The sequence below is a fragment of the Paenibacillus sp. HW567 genome (genome assembly GCF_000374185.1).
Classification (GTDB): Bacteria; Bacillota; Bacilli; order Paenibacillales; family Paenibacillaceae; genus Paenibacillus_AQ.
Genome location: NZ_KB910518.1, coordinates 5,356,957 through 5,374,687, shown reverse-complemented (window position 1 = coordinate 5,374,687; position 17,731 = coordinate 5,356,957). Strand labels below are relative to the sequence as shown.

The window sequence follows — 17,731 nt, the reverse complement described above, 5'->3', positions numbered from 1 at the left end:
CGCCATATGCGGGGAATGCCCTGCTGTTCAAAGACTATATGGAGCATGGCAGCTCCTTCAGCAAAGTGTGATAATCCACCAGTATTCCGCTGAGTTAAGCATCATCTCCTTAACTTTTCCAATAGAAAAAAGACTGCGTCCTCATATTCAAAACGCATACAGTTCCAAAAGCTGGTGACCCTCTTTTTCGCCCCTCTTGAAATCGTCCCATCCCCCGCCCGGCAAGGACAAAAGCATCTCCTCCAACTGCCCTCCTTTCCTTGACGGTAAGAATTAACCATGAGTATAATGAATCCAATAATCAAGGGAGGCACGTAATGAACAAGCCAAATGAAATTATCGTCGTTCTCGATTTCGGGGGACAATACAACCAGCTTATCGCGCGCAGAATTCGGGATCTGGGGGTTTACAGCGAGCTTCTGCCGTACAATACGCCAATTGAGAAAATCAAGGCACTTTCGCCAAAGGGGATTGTTTTCTCTGGAGGACCAAGCAGCGTTTACGCCGAGGATGCACCACATGTAGACCCGGCTATTTATAATTTGGGGCTGCCGATTTTCGGTATCTGCTATGGCATGCAGCTCATGGCCCATCAGCAGGGCGGGAAGGTTGAACGTGCGGATAAACGGGAATACGGCAAGGCTAATGTTGATTTTGAGCAGGGTGCTGTGCTTGCAGCCGGACTTGAGAGCAGCCAGAGTGTATGGATGAGCCACGGCGACCATGTAGTGGAGCTTCCTGCCGGATTCAAGCTGGATGCCGGTACTGCGAGTGCTCCAATTGCGGCAATGAGCCATGCGGACCGCAAATTTTTCGCTGTGCAATTCCATCCCGAGGTACGCCACTCTGTGAAAGGCAACGAGATAATCTCGAACTTTCTGTACGAGGTTTGCGGCTGCGAGGGCAAATGGACCATGGAATCGTTTATCGAGGATGCCATTAAGGATATTCGTGATAAAGTCGGAGACAAAAAAGTGCTGTGCGCACTCAGCGGCGGCGTAGACTCCTCTGTCGTGGCGATGCTGATTCACCGGGCCATCGGCGACCAGTTGACCTGTATGTTTATTGATCATGGCTTGCTGCGCAAAGGTGAAGCCGAGAGTGTAATGGAGACCTTCGTAGGCAAATTCGATATTCATGTGGTAAAAATTGATGCGCGCGCCCGTTTCCTGGACAAGCTGGCGGGTGTATCCGACCCCGAGCAGAAGCGCAAAATCATTGGCAATGAGTTCATCTACTGCTTCGACGAAGAGTCAGCCAAGCTGGGCGATTTTTCTTTCCTGGCTCAAGGCACACTGTATACCGACATCGTTGAGAGCGGCACGGCAACTGCACAAACGATCAAATCGCACCACAATGTCGGCGGACTGCCGGAGGATATGAAGTTCAGCCTGATCGAGCCTTTGAACACGTTGTTCAAGGATGAGGTCCGCAAGCTCGGCGAAGAGCTGGGCATGCCGCATGCCATCGTCTGGCGTCAGCCTTTCCCGGGTCCGGGACTTGCCATTCGTGTACTTGGTGAGGTTACTGAGGAGAAGCTGGCCATTGTGCGTGATTCAGACTATATCCTGCGCGAGGAAATCGCCAAAGCGGGTCTCGACCGCGAGATCTGGCAATACTTCACTGCCCTGCCGAACATGAAGAGTGTGGGCGTTATGGGTGACGAACGTACGTATTCCTACACCGTAGGTATCCGCGCCGTAACCTCCATCGACGGCATGACCGCCGACTGGGCCCGTATCCCTTGGGATGTGCTGGAGAAAATCTCCGTCCGCATCGTCAACGAAGTGGACAACGTTAACCGCATCGTCTACGACGTTACTTCGAAACCGCCTGCTACAATTGAGTGGGAGTAGGTTGGAAATATTTATACTGGCGGATGCTTAATAGCCACATTGTTAAGGATCTGTAGTATCGCTGATTATAAAGTTTCAATCCCACCTGCGACTATAGATTGCAAAAAATACTCTCTTTTATCTGTGTTGTGTTGCAGATAGAAGGGAGTATTTTTTATGACTAAAATTAAGAAAGAATATCAAGTTTTTTAGATTAATTAAGAAATGGCGGAATTATTAGTTAGTGACAATATCATTTTGTCTACGAGTATATAAAACGTCAGTTTGATTTGGTTCCTTGTAAACTATTATACAAATCCCTTGCGTACGTATCGGTCATTCCGGCTATAAAGTCGACTGCGACAAGAATGCGATGGTATAACTTATGCATCTCCAGTTCGCTTCCGTCCATTTCAGCCTCAAGTTTATTGGCAACAAGTTTATAATTTTTAAGATAATTGTCAGAAATTAATTTAATAAACTTCTTATCCACTGGGGACATTTCACTTGTTTCATATTTGATTAGTGCTGGTACAAGTTTATTCAAGAAATACTCTATAATCACTTCTGAAGAAAGTTCTAAAACATTTACATCTTTGTTTGAGAAAGCATACTGCACTGAGACATCCTTTAGTATTTCCATAGTGTATTCATGATAAGTGTTTTTGAATAAATCATTATTGTATGTACCAACCATTATATCTTGATAGTTATTTGTGAAACTGAACTTTGCTGCATTCATCAAATGAATTTGAACATCAAACAACCATGTATTTAGTACGTTATAATCGCTATCAGTGTCTTCCGCATTACGTAATTCCGACAATTCTTTTATTAAGAGGGTTGTTTTATCCAAATTCGCTTTGGATTGATAATGTTGTAATCGTCCATTCATATAACTTATCAGGTCTGACAACGATACTAATCCTTTTTTGAAAGTGTCTTCTAAATCAGCAAGTCGATATGCAATGTCATCTGCTGCCTCTACAATAAATGAAAGTGGATGTCTATGTATTGTCTTTTTATCATCTGCAAGTGTTCCCACATCCTTAGCAATAGCAAGTATATCGTCCTTTTCTGAGTAAAAGTATCCTATTTTTTTGGCTGTAATCTTTTTATTTTTACGAATTTCTGTACAAGGTACGGTATACTTCCCAATCGCACTCAAAACAGCATTCGTCAAATTCAACCCAGACATACCGCGATCAATATGTAAACGATTTACAATTCTAAATGTGTGGGCATTCCCGTCAAAGTTGCAAAAGTCTTTAGCCAAATAATCTTCAAGAACGCATTCACCTTCATCTACATAAAGTGGCAATCCTTTGAATTGAAGAATTTGAAGATTCCTTTTGAACCATGATTGAATGACATATTCACCAAAATGACCAAAAGGTGGATTGCCTAAATCATGAATAAGACCAGCACACTTCAACACATCTGGTAATTCTTCAATATCGTCATTACTGTTTTTCAAATGATATTCATATAAGTTTTTGACAATTAATTGTCCGATACCTTCAGCAATAGCTGAAACTTCCAGGGAGTGGGTTAGCCGAGTTCGTACGAAGTCAATTTTTTCTAATGGATAAACTTGAGTTTTATCCTGAAGGCGTCTAAATGAAGCACTTTGCACAATGCGGCGATAATCAAAATCAAATGGGTTGATTGTAACATTACTTTCCATTCTTGTGATCTCACTATTATTCTTTCTTTTTACGCTTAACAGTTCTTTCCAATTCATCATCATTCCTCCTCTAAATTACTTAATAATTGAAGCGGTTTCCACATAAAACATAAGCACGGCAAAAGAAAAATCCAGTATTTCAGAATATTAACAATCAAACAAGTTAATTATATCAAAAAGAAAAGAAAGGGAAAATCAGGTTACGACATCAGCCGTGGGTTTGAAGGTTTTTTTGTCTGGAAATTTATAATTTTCCTTCGTTACAAATAAAGTCCGGTCATCCTTGATTACTTTTTAATTAAGAGTATAATACTTGATATATTAATTGATAGGTCAACTAATTTGCTTCATCGTATGCATTTTTTGTGCAAAGAGATGAATAATACCTTTGAAGATCAGCTAAAAATCTGTGAGGAGGACAAGAAATGAAAGCCATCGTCATTGATCGTTATGGGGGTAAGGAAGAGCTGCAGGAAAGAGAAGTGCCAAATCCTATTCCACAAGCCAATCAGGTCGTAGTCAAAGCGGCGGCTACCTCAATCAATCCCATTGACTGGAAGCTCCGTGAAGGCTACTTAAAGCAAATTATGGATTGGGAGTTTCCAATTATTCTGGGCTGGGATGTTGCCGGAACAATTACGGAAGTCGGCAGCGGGGTAACAGACTGGAAAGTGGGAGACGAAGTGTTTGCCCGTCCGGATACTACCCGGTTTGGAACTTATGCCGAATATACTTTGGTGGATGATCACCTGCTTGCACGGAAGCCTGCCAATATCTCCTGGGAGGAAGCTGCGTCCGTTCCGCTCGCAGGGCTGACGGCCTGGCAGGCGCTTTTTACGCATGGAAGACTGGCTAGAGGAGAAAAGGTATTAATTCACGCAGGCGCAGGCGGCGTGGGCATGTTCGCAATTCAGTTTGCCAAGCAAGCCGGAGCCTACGTTATAACAACTGCCAGTGAGCGCAACCATGAGCTGCTTGCTTCACTCGGAGCTGACCAGATTATTGACTACCGCACGACCAATTTTGAAGATGTTTTATCCGATGTGGACGTTGTGTTCGATACGATGGGTGGAGACGTTCAGAAGAACAGCTTCAAAGTGCTGAAAAAACATACCGGACGAATTATATCCATTGTCAGCAATTTTGATGAAGAGCTGGTCAAGGAATACGACGTAACCGCTAAAAACATATGGCTGGAGCCAAATGGACAGCAGCTTCAGGAAATTGCCGGCCTGCTCGAGCAGAAGAAAGTAAGATCAGTAGTCGGAGCTACGTTTCCTTTTTCGCAAAAAGGATTGTATGATGCCCACGCATTAAGTGAGTCCCATCATGCTGTCGGCAAAATAGCCATAACGTTCGCCTAAGGAAGCTGGTGTTTTGACCGGAGATAAAATATAAGGATTTATATGTTTTACACCAATCATCCTTATATTTCTCGCTGCGGCGGATACCGTCCTTCTAAGGACGGCGTAGCCGTTTCCACTTATGCTATAGGCCAAGCAGAGGGGCATCCCTAACCAGGATGCCCTTTTGCTTGTGCAGCAAAGGGAACGCCTACTGTCTATTCCAGTTTATTACAGAGATGACAGCACTTTGTGTATTAGAATGATTATTTTGATGCAGGAAATGGCCTTCTGCTGTAATTCGTACAATTGATTCTCCGGTTTCCGGGTGCAGAGGAGCTTTTTCACATAATCTGCTGCACAGAACGCAACAGATCCTATTTTTCGGCGGATTTGAGTTTGATCTGCTGTAGAAATTACTATAGAGTTACACCCGCACATAAAGGAGCGCTGAACCATATGGAGGACACGGCAACATTATTCACGCAGATTGCTGCAAACAGCCCGAACAAGAAAGTAGGAAGCCTGAGCCGCAAGCTTGCCAAGAAAATATCTTTTCAAAGCGCAGCGGACATGGAGGCTCTGTCGGATCTGGTATTGCTGCTGTATATCAACGGAGATATAGGCTCTGCGAAGCAGGGTTGCAGTCTGACAGACGGATTGGTGTTCAACAACAACTATAATGTGTGGACGTTTATACATATTGTACGGGCGCTGCAGGCAAGGATTTTGCGGGAGGAAGGGGAGCTGGAGCAGGCTGAGGCGATCATCGCGCAGATTGAGGCGGATCATCTGACACCGGGCAAGCTGATGGACCGTGACGCGAAGCAGGAGCTTCGGCTGCGCATCAAAAACCGCACGGCCTTTGAAGACCTCACCGCTCAGGATAAAATCGGACAAGCGTCAACGTCTGCAATCGCCGCAGCTTACCGCTTCTCCGCTCTGAAAGGCATGATGGAATGCCGGGAAATGGAGGGATACCCTCTCATAGACAAGGACAAGCTAGAAGATGAGATTAAGAAGTACATCGCTGAGCTGCTGAAGCTGCCTAATTACAGCTACCATTAGGTTAGAGACGTGAAATTGTCCGAATTACGAACAATAACAAAAACATTACGCATAATGTTCGTATTTACCATTGACAAGTCATGTCACCTACACCTAAAATAAAAAAGCGCTAAAGCAGCATAAACATTCGTATAATTCCGGGAATCGGCCCGGAAGTCTCTACGAGGTCACCGTAATGACCTGGCTACGATTAAGAAGAGCAAGACCTCTATTAACCTTCGGATTTTCATCCGCAGGGGAGGAGAGCTGTTCTTTTTTTCGGGCCGGTGTCTTCCAAGATACCGGCTTTTCTGTTGCTTGCAGACAACATACAACCTTAGGGGGAGAACAATTTGAACCGCTTTTTCAAGTTGAAAGAAAACGGCACGACAGTGCGCACAGAGATTATGGCCGGTTTGACCACGTTTATGGCAATGGCGTATATCCTGTCGGTTAATCCGGGCACACTTACTGCCTTTGGCCGCATTGAGATGGGCTGGTATCCTGTATTCCTGGCTACCGCGCTGGCGGCGGGAATTTTCACAATTGCGATGGGGCTGTTCATTAATTTTCCTGTAGCGCTTGCGCCTGGTATGGGCCTTAATGCATATTTTGCTTCCGTAGTTTTGTCCTCGCAGACCACTGACCATCCGTTTACTTGGCAAATGGGTCTGACCGCCGTATTTATTTCCGGGATTATCTTCATCCTGCTTACGGTTACCCAGGTCCGGCAGATTCTGCTTACCGCTATTCCGGACAGCCTCAAGCATGCTATTACCGTTGGTATCGGTTTGTTCATTACCATTATCGGTCTTAAAAACAGCGGACTGATGACGATCGGCGTTGAAGCCGGCAAAGATATCGCCGCTAATAAATTTACAGATGTGCTGTCCTTTGAAACGGTTATCCATATGGGCAGTCTGGAGAACAGCAACGTACAACTGGTGATCATCGGCCTGCTGCTGATTTCCATCCTGATGGTGTTGAACGTGCGTGGTGCAATCTTGTTTGGTATTCTGGGCACGACAGTAGCTGCTATGCTAATGGGTGTCGTTGATTTCAGCAGCCTGTCGAGCACTGACAATCACTGGGTTCCTGATTTCTCGCAGCTCAACTTCTGGCAATTTGACTGGGAAGGCATTATGCACACCGGTATCGTTTCCGCGATTGCCACATTCACCTTCGTAGAATTGTTTGATACCTTTGGTACACTTGTTGGTACGGCACAGCGTGCAGGAATTATGAAGAATCCCGAAGAAGGAAAAAAACGCGTCGGCAAAGCGATGTTCGTTGATGCGGTAGCTGTTGCCGGTGGTGCAATGCTCGGTACTTCCACCACTACTGCTTATGTTGAGAGTGCTGCCGGGGTTGCTGAAGGCGGACGTACAGGTCTGACTGCCGTCACAACCGGTGTCTGCTTCCTGCTTGCGTTGTTCCTGGCTCCAGTAGTGGCGCTCATCCCTGGCCCCGCTACTGCGGCTGCACTGATTATCGTCGGTGTACTGATGGCTCAATCCATCCGCGAAATTGATTTTCAGGATATGGTCCTGGCGATTCCGGCCTTCCTGACCTTCGCGATTATGCCTTTCACCTATAATATTGCGAACGGAATTTCCTTCGGGATTGTTACGTATGTCATTCTCGCTTGTGTAGGCAACCTGGCGGGCAAAAAGAAATATGACATCCACTGGATGATGTGGGTGCTTGCCGTTCTGATTGTGCTGCGCTATATCCTGATTGGAAGCCAAGGCTAAGCGTATCGTCACTTCACCTTATTAGTATTTTTCAAGTTCTTTCTATAAGTGTTCCGGCCTCTTCGCTATATGAAGGGGCCGTTTTCTCATTTACAGGAGCCTTTTTACGTGGAGTTTGGGACAACCTCCGATACGGTCTTTTATTCACCCAATATTTAGATTATATTGTTGAAGAGGTGATTCATGTTGTCCGGCTTATTGAAACGGGCTTATCGGGCCTGCATAGACAATCCGTGGCCAGTGCTGCTCTTTTTGGTGGGGGCCATTATAAGAACGATATATATCGGCTCCATCCCCCAGGGGCTGAATCAGGATGAAGCATCCATCGGATATGATGCCTATGCGATTCTGCATTACGGGATAGACCGCAACGGCGTTCAACTGCCGGTTCACCTTATCGCCTGGGGGAGCGGGCAGAATGCGCTGTACGCCTATCTATCCATGCCTTTCCTGCTTCTATTCGGGCTGACACCGCTATCCGTGCGGGCGCTTAGTCTGGTGATGGGCCTTCTTGGGATGATTTTTTTCTGCTTATGTATGAGACAACTATTTCCATCCAGAGCCGCAGGGATTTTCGCCATGTTCTTTATCGCCATCAACCCTTGGCATATTATGATGTCCAGATGGGCGCTGGAATCCAATTTGTTCCCTACCCTAATATTAATTGCCGTTTTGTTTCTATTGAAATCATTCCAGACTCCAAAATGGTCTTACGGTTTCACCATAATCCTGGCAATTTCACTTTATGCTTATGGTACAGCCTATTTTTTTGTTCCAATATTTGCTATTTGCTCAGCATTTCTTCTATTGTATAGTAGAGCGCTGAGAATTCGGACGATGATATGGAACGTTATTCTATTTGTGCTCCTTGCTCTGCCTATACTATTATTTATAGTAATTAATCATTATAAGCTTGAAGAGATTGCAGCGGGGCTCTTTACGATTCCCAAGCTGACAACGCCGCGGGTGGAGCAGATTTCCTCTGTATTCAGCGGACAATTGCTGCAGACTGCAGCCGGACACTTTAGCAGCTTCATCCAGCTCATGCGCAGTGGAAGCGATGGGCTGCTGTGGAACTCCATTTCTCCTTATGGGTATGCTTATCCGATTGCGCTGCCTTTTGCGTTGCTCGGGCTTATTGTCATGATTCATGCGCTGCGGACAAGCGGCCGTGAGCGTCCACTGCAAGCAGTCATGCTGCTGTGGCTGCTGGTCGCCGTGCTGATGGCCTTGATTACCGATGTGAACATCAACCGGATCAATATTATTTTCTATCCGCTGATTATGCTGGTCGCTGTAGGTGCAATGTGGCTGTACCATAAGGTGAAGCTTGTCGGTATACTGTCTGTCGCTGCTTTCGCCGTAATGTTTGGCTTTTTTACAAATGCCTATTTTCGGGAGTTCCCCAAGCAGATCGGTCCGGCTTTTTATGATTCACTCGGTGCTGCCGTGCAGTATGCTTCAGAAGCAAGCAGCGGAGAAATCTACGTCACCAATAAAGTGAATATGCCCTATATTTATGTGCTGTTTTATGAGAAAATCAATCCGCATGACTTTCTGAATTCGGTCCATTACACCAATCCCGGAGATGCATTTCAGAATGTTGCTTCTTTTAGCCGGTACCGGTTTGGCGATCCGGACATTGTGCCGGGGCATTCGGCATATATCTTTGGGAATAATGAGCCTTTGCCTGCTGTGGCCGGGGATTATACGATTGAGCGCTTCGCCAATTACAGCGTGCTTATCAATAACACAGAAGCAGCCTCTCCAGATGCAGAGGGCGTTCAGGCTGAGATTCCTAACGGAGGGTTTGAAGCGGGAGCCTCAAGCTGGAGCTTTTCAGCGGGAACGGGTGTAGCTGCCAATAATCCTTACTCGGGAGCAGGCCATGCTTATCTCGATATCGGTTCCGACAAAAGCATAGTGCAGAACTTTATCGCCCGGACTGGCGTCTATAAACTATCCGTTATGGTGAGCGCCGGAGGGGACGGGGGAAGGATTGGCATCCGGGTAAATGGCGCTGTGCGCACGGAGGCCGAACTGACGGCGGGAGAGGAATATCATCCTATTAAACTTCCGGCTGCTACGCTTAACCAGGGTGAGCAGGCCGAGATTTACATAACCGGCGGGAACGGCTGGATTAATATTGACGAGGTGAGGTTGGAACGATGATCAAGAGTTTACGCGCGTCCGCAATCATTGTATTCATGCTGTTATTGTTCACGCTTCCTGTAACAAGCATTTATGCAGAAGGCAATCTATTGCAGAATCCGGGCTTTGAGGATGGGGAGGATGGAGCTCCTTCGGGCTGGACCAAGGATATGTGGATCTCCGGGGACAGCTCCGGGCTGCTCTCGGTACAGTCGGAAGTGGTCCATTCCGGCAGCAAAGCGGCGGTGATTGAGAATCTGGAGCCGAATCATCTGAAATGGGTGCAGAATATTACAGTTGCGCCGAAGAGCTATTACAAGATTTCTGGCTATGTCAAAATCGTCAGCACTGCGGGCCAGGGTCTCGGCGCAAATATTTTCCCGGTAGGCATTGGCAGCGGGTATCCCGCAACCACAGATACAGCCGGAGATTGGCAGTACCTTGAATTCTACGGCCAGACCGGTCCAGAGCAAAAAACGCTTGGCATCGGCGCTGCCCTGGGCGGGTATTCCAGTCTTATTCAGGGCAAAGCGTACTTTGATGATCTGTCAGTAGAGCAAGTGGCTGCTGCTCCTGACGGGGTCAGTGTTATTTCGCTCGATGCGCAAGCAGCAGCCCAGAATGCGGGAAGTCAGGCTGCAGAGACGCCGCACAAGGTTTCTCCCGCCAAGCTGCTGCTGCTCTCGGCATTGTTCAGCGTATTTTTCGCTTTCCTCTATAATAGAGCCTTCCGCAGCAACCGTCTGCTGAGCCAAACGGACGGCATCTATACCAGATGGCTGTATATCGTATTCGGAATAGCTTTTATTCTGCGGATTTGGATTGGTCTGACGGCACAGGGGTATCAGAACGACATGAACACCTTTATCGCCTGGGGCCAGCGGCTGGTTGACCTGGGACCCGGCAAATTCTATGAAAAGGGGTATTTTGCCGATTATCCTCCGGGATATTTGTACATATTGTATCTTCTCAGCCTCATTCGCGGGTTGTTTGGTTTTGCGCATGGCTCGGGCGGAGAGACGCTGCTCTTTAAGCTGCCGGCAATCCTTTCCGACCTGGTGCTGGGCTGGCTGATTTACCGCGCAGGGCGTAAGAAGCTCGGCTCCGGTATGGCCATCGGCTTAATGCTGCTGTTCCTCTTCAATCCGGCGGTGCTGATGGATTCCGCCGCTTGGGGTCAAGCGGATTCTTTCTTTTTGGTATTCCTGCTGCTCAGTATTATGGGCGCATCCGATAAAGCCTTTGTGCGTTCAGCCATCTTTTTTGCCTTAGCCACACTGGTTAAACCGCAGGCGCTGATTTTTACCCCTGTGCTGCTGTTTGCTTTCTATCATCACCGGGCGTGGAAGCAGCTTGCGTTTGGCGCCCTCTATGGTCTGGGGATCTTTGGCCTGCTGGCGGCTCCATTCTTTTGGAATAACGGCGGACTCGGCGGACTTATAGATCTGTATAAGGGAACCTTGTCTTCCTATCCGTATTCTACGGTGAATGCCTTTAATCTATATGCGCTGACTGCACCGATGTGGTCCGCAATTGATTCAATGTGGCTCGGGATCACCTATCGTACCTGGGGATTTATTTTCATCCTGGCGGCGGTTGCCCTTGCAGCGTATTATTCCTTCAAAAAAGACCGCAAGGAGCTGTCCAAGTCCTTCTTCATCGGTATGGTTCTGATCGCAGTCGTGTTCGTGTTTGGCACAAAAATGCATGAGCGGTATATGTACCCGGCGTTAATTCTAGGCCTGTTCACTTATATCGAGAGCCGGGACCGCCGGTTCCTGACAATCTTTCTTGGATTTACTTTAACGCAATATCTTAACGTGGGGTATACCTTGGCCCATCTGAATGCCGGCAATAATCCGCCTTCGGACGGCATTGTTCTTGTGACTGCGATTGCGAACATCGCTTTGGTGTTATATATGCTGTATGTCGGGTATGTGGTATATGTCCGTAAGGAGATCAAGCTTCTTCTCCCGCCGCCGTCAGCGGCAGAGAATCATGAGGCTGATCTGGAGCTTGCCGAAGGAATCCGTCCGGTTCAGCAGAGCGGCAGGCTGGGTTTGCTGAGGCTGCAGCGTAAGGACTGGATATGGATGCTTGGCATTACCGCCGTGTATGCGGCACTGGCTCTGTTTCATCTCGGATCAACCAAAGCCCCGGAGACCTTATGGCAGCCTGCCGCCAGCGGCGAGAGCTTCTATGTGGACCTCGGCCAGAGCAGACAACTGGAGCGCGTAAATATTTTCGGAGGGGTCGGCACCGGCAAATTCAAATTGGAATTCAGCCAGTCTCCTGATAACTGGAGCAGCCCTTTAGATGTCAATGAGGATGTCGGCAACGTGTTTATCTGGAAAAGCCAGCCGTTGAACGTGGCGGCCAGATACGTGAAGCTGACCGTCACCTCTCCGGGCTTCACCTTGAATGAAATGGCCTTTTACGAGCAGGGAGGAGGCAAAACACCGCTTCCGGTAGCCAGCGTCACGCCGGATGCGTCTGCCGCCGCCAAAAGGGGGGCACCGTCCAACCTGTTTGACGAGCAGTCGCTCATCCCGGAAAACTCCGGGTTTATGAACAGCACCTATTTTGATGAAATTTACCATGCTCGGACAGCCTATGAATACACACATGGCATTGTTCCATATGAGAATACCCATCCCCCGCTCGGCAAGCTGCTGATTGCTGTAGGGATGGAGCTGTTCGGCGTCAATCCGTTCGGCTGGCGGATTATCGGTACTCTGTTTGGTGTTGCCATGCTGCCGCTGATCTACATTATGGCCCTGCGGCTGTTCAAAAAGACCACCTACGCCGCGCTTGCCGCCGGATTGTTCGCACTGGATTTCATGCATTTTACCCAGACGCGTATTTCTACAATTGATGTCTACGGTGTATTCTTCATCATGCTGATGTTCTATTTCATGCAGCGCTACTACACGATGAATTTCTACCGCGTTCCGCTGCGCAAGACCTTGGTGCCGCTGTTCTGGTCCGGTCTGTTCTTTGGCATCGGGGTTGCCTCGAAATGGATTGTAATCTACGGAGGCGCGGGACTTGCGATTATGCTGGCGTTTGCGCTTTTTGAGCGCTACAAGGAATACAGAGCTGCGGGGCGTGTGCTTGCTGAAGGCAAAGTAAGCGACCAGGAGCTTAAGGCTGCCTGTCTCAATGCGGAGCAGCGTTTCTGGAAGAATACCATCGTCACACTGCTCAGTTGTGTGCTGTTCTTCGTCATTATCCCGGCAGTCATCTACAGCTTGTCCTTTATCCCAGTACTGTCTGTTTCGGCGGAGGGTTATACAATTAAGGGACTGATTGAAGCCCAAAAGAACATGTACAATTACCACAGCCAGCTTGTCGCCACCCATCCTTTTGCTTCATCGTGGTGGGAATGGCCGTTTATGAAACGTCCGGTATGGTTCTTCAGCGGGGGCGAAGGTCTGCCGCAAGGACAGGTGAGCAGCATCGTCACTATGGGGAATCCGTTGATTTGGTGGACAGGAATCTTCGCCCTGCTGGCCTCGCTCTGGTTGACAGTGAAGCGTAAAGACAAGAGCCTGTACATGATCTGGATCGGCTTCCTTTCCCAGTATGTGCCTTGGATGCTGGTACCGCGCGAGACGTTCCTTTACCATTATTTCGCAATGGTGCCGTTCATGATTCTGGCTATCGTCTATATCATGAAGCTGCTCGACAGCAAGTACCCCCAGGCAAAAACCTGGCGGTATGCATATGTCGCTGTTGCGGCGCTGCTCTTTGTAATGTTTTACCCTGTGCTGTCAGGTATGCAGGTCAGCGAAGATTACGTGAAGGTGATGCTGCGCTGGTTCCCTTCCTGGGTATTCTAGCCGGCCATTCAGTTAGCGTAAGCTCACAAAAAAATTAGGAGGAACGACAGTGAAAGCCAGATACAGTGTAATTGTCCCCATGTTCAATGAGGAGGAAGTCATTCAGCATACGTACGAGCGTCTCAAAAAGGTAATGGACGAATGCGGCGATTCCTACGAACTGGTCTTCGTCAATGACGGGAGCCGGGACCGGACAGCCGGGATTATGCAAGAGGTCAGCAGCCGTGACGAGCATGTCAAGCTGATCGACTTCTCGCGTAACTTCGGGCATCAGGTAGCGATAACGGCAGGGATGGATTATGCTGAAGGCGATGCGGTTGTGGTGATTGATGCGGATCTGCAAGATCCGCCTGAGGTCATTTTGCAGATGATAGCGAAGTGGAAAGAGGGCTACGAGGTCGTCTACGCCAAGCGGCTCAAGCGCCACGGAGAAACTTTTTTCAAAAAAGCAACCGCCAAGATGTTCTACCGTCTGCTCAGCAGCATGACCAGTGTAGATATTCCCACCGATACAGGGGATTTCCGCTTGATCGACCGCAAAGTGTGTGATGTAATGCGTGGCTTGAAGGAGAAGAACCGTTATGTCAGAGGGCTGGTGAGCTGGGTAGGCTTCCGGCAGACGATGGTGGAATATGTGCGTGAGGAGCGTTTCGCAGGCGAAACCAAGTACCCTTTGAAAAAAATGATCCGGTTTGCGCTGGACGGCATTACCTCCTTTTCGCATAAGCCACTCAAAATCGCCTCATACGTCGGCTTTTTTCTATCGTTCTCCAGCTTCCTTTATTTGTTTTTTGTTTTGTTCCAGAGGGTTTTCACCTCATGGACCGTCCCCGGCTGGGCCTCTATTGTGGGCGTGAATTTGCTGTTTAACGGTATTGTCCTGATGCTCCTTGGTGTGATTGGGGAATACATCGGGCGGATTTATGATGAATCCAAGGACAGACCGCTGTATATCGTGCGCGAGACCAGGGGCTACACTAATGAAGAAGATGCTGATGTAGAGAGCTTGGACAAGCGGAAGGAACGGGATTATGTCAGATAAGAAGCTGAACGCGGGATTCATCCAGTTTTTAAAATTCAATGCGGTAGGCCTGCTGAACACACTGATTGATTTTGCGGTATTTACACTGCTGCATTCCCTTGGAATGATGAACACGCCGGCACAGATTATTTCGTATAGTGCTGGTACAGCCAACAGCTTTTTTTGGAATAAAAAAGTGACGTTCCGTGACCGGGACAGGGGGAGCAAAGACAGCTTTGACCGGATGCAGCTTGTGAGGTTTATCGTGCTTAACCTGGCTGTGCTGGGAATCTCGGTGCTGCTGATGCATTTGCTGACGGACCGTTTTGCTGTACAGGTGCTGATTGCCAAAGTGCTGGTCACCTTCGTGACCGTAATTATCAATTTTTTTGGAAGCCGCAAATGGGTATTCTGAGGTATCATAACTAAACGGAGGTGATTGTTCATGCGTAAGTTCTCATTCTTGCTTATACTTGCTGGGATTCTTATCATGCTGTATCCAAAAGCGAACGAGTGGTACAACGATTGGGAGCAGCAGAAGCTGCTGGAAGAAGCCGAACAGGCCTATAGCGAAGTTACGCCTGCGCCGCCGTCAGGGCCAGACCTGAGCAAGCCCTATGCGGCAGTCACCAAGCTGCTGTCAGAGGAATCCTCCGCGGATGAACAGGCAGAAGCGGCTGAATCGCCGGCTCCCGACATTCAGGTAGGGGGCAAGATCATCGGAATTATCCAAATCGACAAAATCAACCTCAAGCTGCCTATCCTTGAAGGGGCAACCAAAGCCAACATGAAGCATGCCGCTGCCCATATGAAGGAGACAGCTCCGATCGGCGAGGTCGGCAATGCCGCGATTGCAGCCCACAGATCAAGAACAACGGGGAGACTCTTCAACAGATTGAACGAAGTCGAGATCGGCGACACCATTTCTGTTACAACAAGCGGGCAGGATTTCAAATACGTCGTTTATGATATCTCTATCGTAGAGCCTACAGATATTTCGGTGCTAAACGGGCATAACGATGACAAAATACTTACCCTGATTACATGCGATCCATTGATCAATCCAACCCACCGTCTCATTGTGCATGCTAAGCTATCCTGATTTTTAAATAAAATAGTGTGAATCTAGTGATTTGGGTCTTGAATATAGAGATATATATGGTACTATATAACTATAAAAGCTAAACACGATAACGGCAAACCTATTGAAAGATAGGGACGCAAAGCTAAAGGGCCTTCCCGTAAGGATGGCAGCCAGCTACCGAATGAAGAGGCTTTTTTTGTTTGTTCTTAAGCTAAATCTAGTAATTTCTAGTAGAAATAAGAACAGATAGAACTTATACGATAACGGCAAACCTATCGAAAGGTAGGGACGCAAAGCTAAAGGGTCTTCCCGTAAGGATGGCAGCCAGCTACCGAAAGGAGTTTTATCCATGAAGAAATTCTTTTTTACATTATTAACATTGTTCGTAGTTGTCACTTCTGTTCAAGCGGGTTCTGCTGAGGCCGCAAGCACGGACACTGGCTGGTTGAATACAGCTCAATTGGATCAGGGGGTTATCTCGGTATCCTATGCCGTTCCCAAGGACAAGCGTGTCAAGCTTATGATCACCAAAGACAGCAACAGCTACACTTACAACCTCTATGCCTCCAAGCAAACCGAAACGTTCCCGCTGCAGCAAGGTAATGGCTCTTATAAAGTTTCTGTACTTGAGAACACTACCGGCAACAAATACAAAGTGATTTCTTCCGAAACCGTAGATCTCAGTCTGAGCAATGCAAATGCCGTATATCTGGGCTCCGTACAGAACGTGAAATGGAGTTCTTCCGATACAACAGTTCTGAAGGCTAAGCAACTAACGCAAGGTCTGACAACTGATGAAGCAAAGGTAAAAGCGATATACAACTATATCGTTTCTAACGTGAAATACGACTACACTTTAGCTTCCAATGTTTCAACGGATTACATCCCTAACAATGACAATACTCTCCTCACCAAAAAGGGGATCTGCTACGACTACGCTTCATTGTTTGCCACCATGCTTCGCAGTGAAGGTATTCCTACCAAGCTGGTTATGGGGAACTCAAGCTACGTTTCTACCTATCATGCTTGGAACGAAGTCTTACTGAATGGCAAATGGGTAATTATTGATACAACTGTAGATGCCGGATTGGCCAAGAACAGCCAGACGGCAGGATTGATCAAAGATGCCAGCAAATATTCTGCAGCTAAGTTCTACTAAGAATAAGCCGTTGTTTTCATAATCTAGCCTAATTCGTAGATAACCCGCTTAAATATTAAGCGGGTTATCTTTCTTTGTTTATAGGGGTTGCTTTTTCATAGGGTTATGAGGTATTATGATTAAGCGTTGTTAGAGCGCGGCAAAAGTTAATAAGAAATAGCGGAGTAAGTTGTTTCGAAAAAAACTGTTGCGTTTCTGAAATCAATGTGATATATTATAAGAGTTGCTGCTGACGAGAACATCGTCGCCAACAACGAGCTTGATCTTTGAAAACTGAACAACGAGTGAGTATCGGAAATCACGCAAGTGACTTCCAAAATGAGAATGCAAATTCTCGTCAGATGTTTCAAAATGAGCAATCGCTCTTTCTATACTGTATCCTCTTCATCCGCTCAGGTTTGAGTTGGACCGAAGAGGATACAGGTGACGCTTGCGAAGCAAGCGTCCTTATTGGAGAGTTTGATCCTGGCTCAGGACGAACGCTGGCGGCGTGCCTAATACATGCAAGTCGAGCGGAGCTTATCCTTCGGGGTAAGCTTAGCGGCGGACGGGTGAGTAACACGTAGGCAACCTACCCTGTAGACTGGGATAACTACCGGAAACGGTAGCTAATACCGGATAATTCCTTTCTTCTCCTGAAGGAAGGATGAAAGGCGGAGCAATCTGCTACTAGAGGATGGGCCTGCGGCGCATTAGCTAGTTGGTGGGGTAACGGCCCACCAAGGCGACGATGCGTAGCCGACCTGAGAGGGTGAACGGCCACACTGGGACTGAGACACGGCCCAGACTCCTACGGGAGGCAGCAGTA

At 47.6% G+C, this 17,731-nt stretch carries 11 protein-coding genes, 3 riboswitches and 1 other annotated feature; of the genes, 10 read left to right on the top strand and 1 reads right to left on the bottom strand.

From position 1 onward, the window contains the following. Positions 1-317: 317 nt before the first annotated feature. Complete coding sequence (gene guaA / locus B212_RS0123830; protein WP_019913683.1) at positions 318-1,856, top strand: glutamine-hydrolyzing GMP synthase; 1,539 nt, start codon at positions 318-320, stop codon at positions 1,854-1,856. Between the two features lie 259 nt (positions 1,857-2,115). Here guaA and dgt read toward each other — a convergent pair whose 3' ends face one another. Then, positions 2,116-3,579: a dGTP triphosphohydrolase gene (gene dgt / locus B212_RS0123825; protein WP_019913682.1), complete on the bottom strand. Its 1,464-nt coding sequence runs from the start codon at positions 3,577-3,579 to the stop codon at positions 2,116-2,118. A gap of 368 nt (positions 3,580-3,947) precedes the next feature. Here dgt and B212_RS0123820 point away from each other — a divergent pair, with 368 nt between their 5' ends. From B212_RS0123820 to B212_RS0123780, 9 genes are all read left to right on the top strand, one after another. Next, the gene (locus B212_RS0123820) at positions 3,948-4,886 is read left to right on the top strand and encodes an NADP-dependent oxidoreductase (protein WP_019913681.1); all 939 of its coding nucleotides are present in this window, start codon (positions 3,948-3,950) and stop codon (positions 4,884-4,886) included. A gap of 438 nt (positions 4,887-5,324) precedes the next feature. Beyond that, positions 5,325-5,933 (top strand): DUF6707 family protein, encoded by a 609-nt coding sequence (locus B212_RS0123815; RefSeq protein WP_019913680.1) that lies wholly within the window; start codon positions 5,325-5,327, stop codon positions 5,931-5,933. 107 nt (positions 5,934-6,040) lie between these two features. Beyond that, positions 6,041-6,140: riboswitch (purine riboswitch) on the top strand. A gap of 125 nt (positions 6,141-6,265) precedes the next feature. Beyond that, positions 6,266-7,666 (top strand): NCS2 family permease, encoded by a 1,401-nt coding sequence (locus B212_RS0123810; RefSeq protein WP_019913679.1) that lies wholly within the window; start codon positions 6,266-6,268, stop codon positions 7,664-7,666. Between the two features lie 183 nt (positions 7,667-7,849). Beyond that, complete coding sequence (locus tag B212_RS0123805; protein WP_019913678.1) at positions 7,850-9,838, top strand: hypothetical protein; 1,989 nt, start codon at positions 7,850-7,852, stop codon at positions 9,836-9,838. Further along, positions 9,835-13,659: a phospholipid carrier-dependent glycosyltransferase gene (locus tag B212_RS0123800; RefSeq protein WP_019913677.1), complete on the top strand. Its 3,825-nt coding sequence runs from the start codon at positions 9,835-9,837 to the stop codon at positions 13,657-13,659. Before B212_RS0123805 ends, B212_RS0123800 begins: the two co-directional genes overlap by 4 nt. A 49-nt stretch (positions 13,660-13,708) precedes the next feature. Continuing rightward, positions 13,709-14,701 carry a glycosyltransferase family 2 protein gene (locus tag B212_RS0123795; protein ID WP_019913676.1) on the top strand — a complete coding sequence of 331 codons (993 nt, stop codon included), beginning with the start codon at positions 13,709-13,711 and terminating at the stop codon, positions 14,699-14,701. Continuing rightward, complete coding sequence (locus tag B212_RS0123790; protein ID WP_019913675.1) at positions 14,691-15,095, top strand: GtrA family protein; 405 nt, start codon at positions 14,691-14,693, stop codon at positions 15,093-15,095. The genes B212_RS0123795 and B212_RS0123790 overlap by 11 nt, the downstream gene beginning before the upstream one ends. Positions 15,096-15,125: 30 nt before the next feature. Further along, positions 15,126-15,782: a sortase gene (locus tag B212_RS0123785; RefSeq protein WP_019913674.1), complete on the top strand. Its 657-nt coding sequence runs from the start codon at positions 15,126-15,128 to the stop codon at positions 15,780-15,782. Between the two features lie 83 nt (positions 15,783-15,865). Continuing rightward, positions 15,866-15,946, top strand: a riboswitch (cyclic di-GMP riboswitch). A 73-nt stretch (positions 15,947-16,019) separates the two neighbouring features. Beyond that, a riboswitch (cyclic di-GMP riboswitch) is annotated at positions 16,020-16,100 on the top strand. 13 nt (positions 16,101-16,113) lie between these two features. Then, positions 16,114-16,923 (top strand): transglutaminase-like domain-containing protein, encoded by an 810-nt coding sequence (locus tag B212_RS0123780; RefSeq protein WP_019913673.1) that lies wholly within the window; start codon positions 16,114-16,116, stop codon positions 16,921-16,923. 494 nt (positions 16,924-17,417) lie between these two features. After that, positions 17,418-17,731: a sequence feature (16S ribosomal RNA rRNA prediction is too short), on the top strand.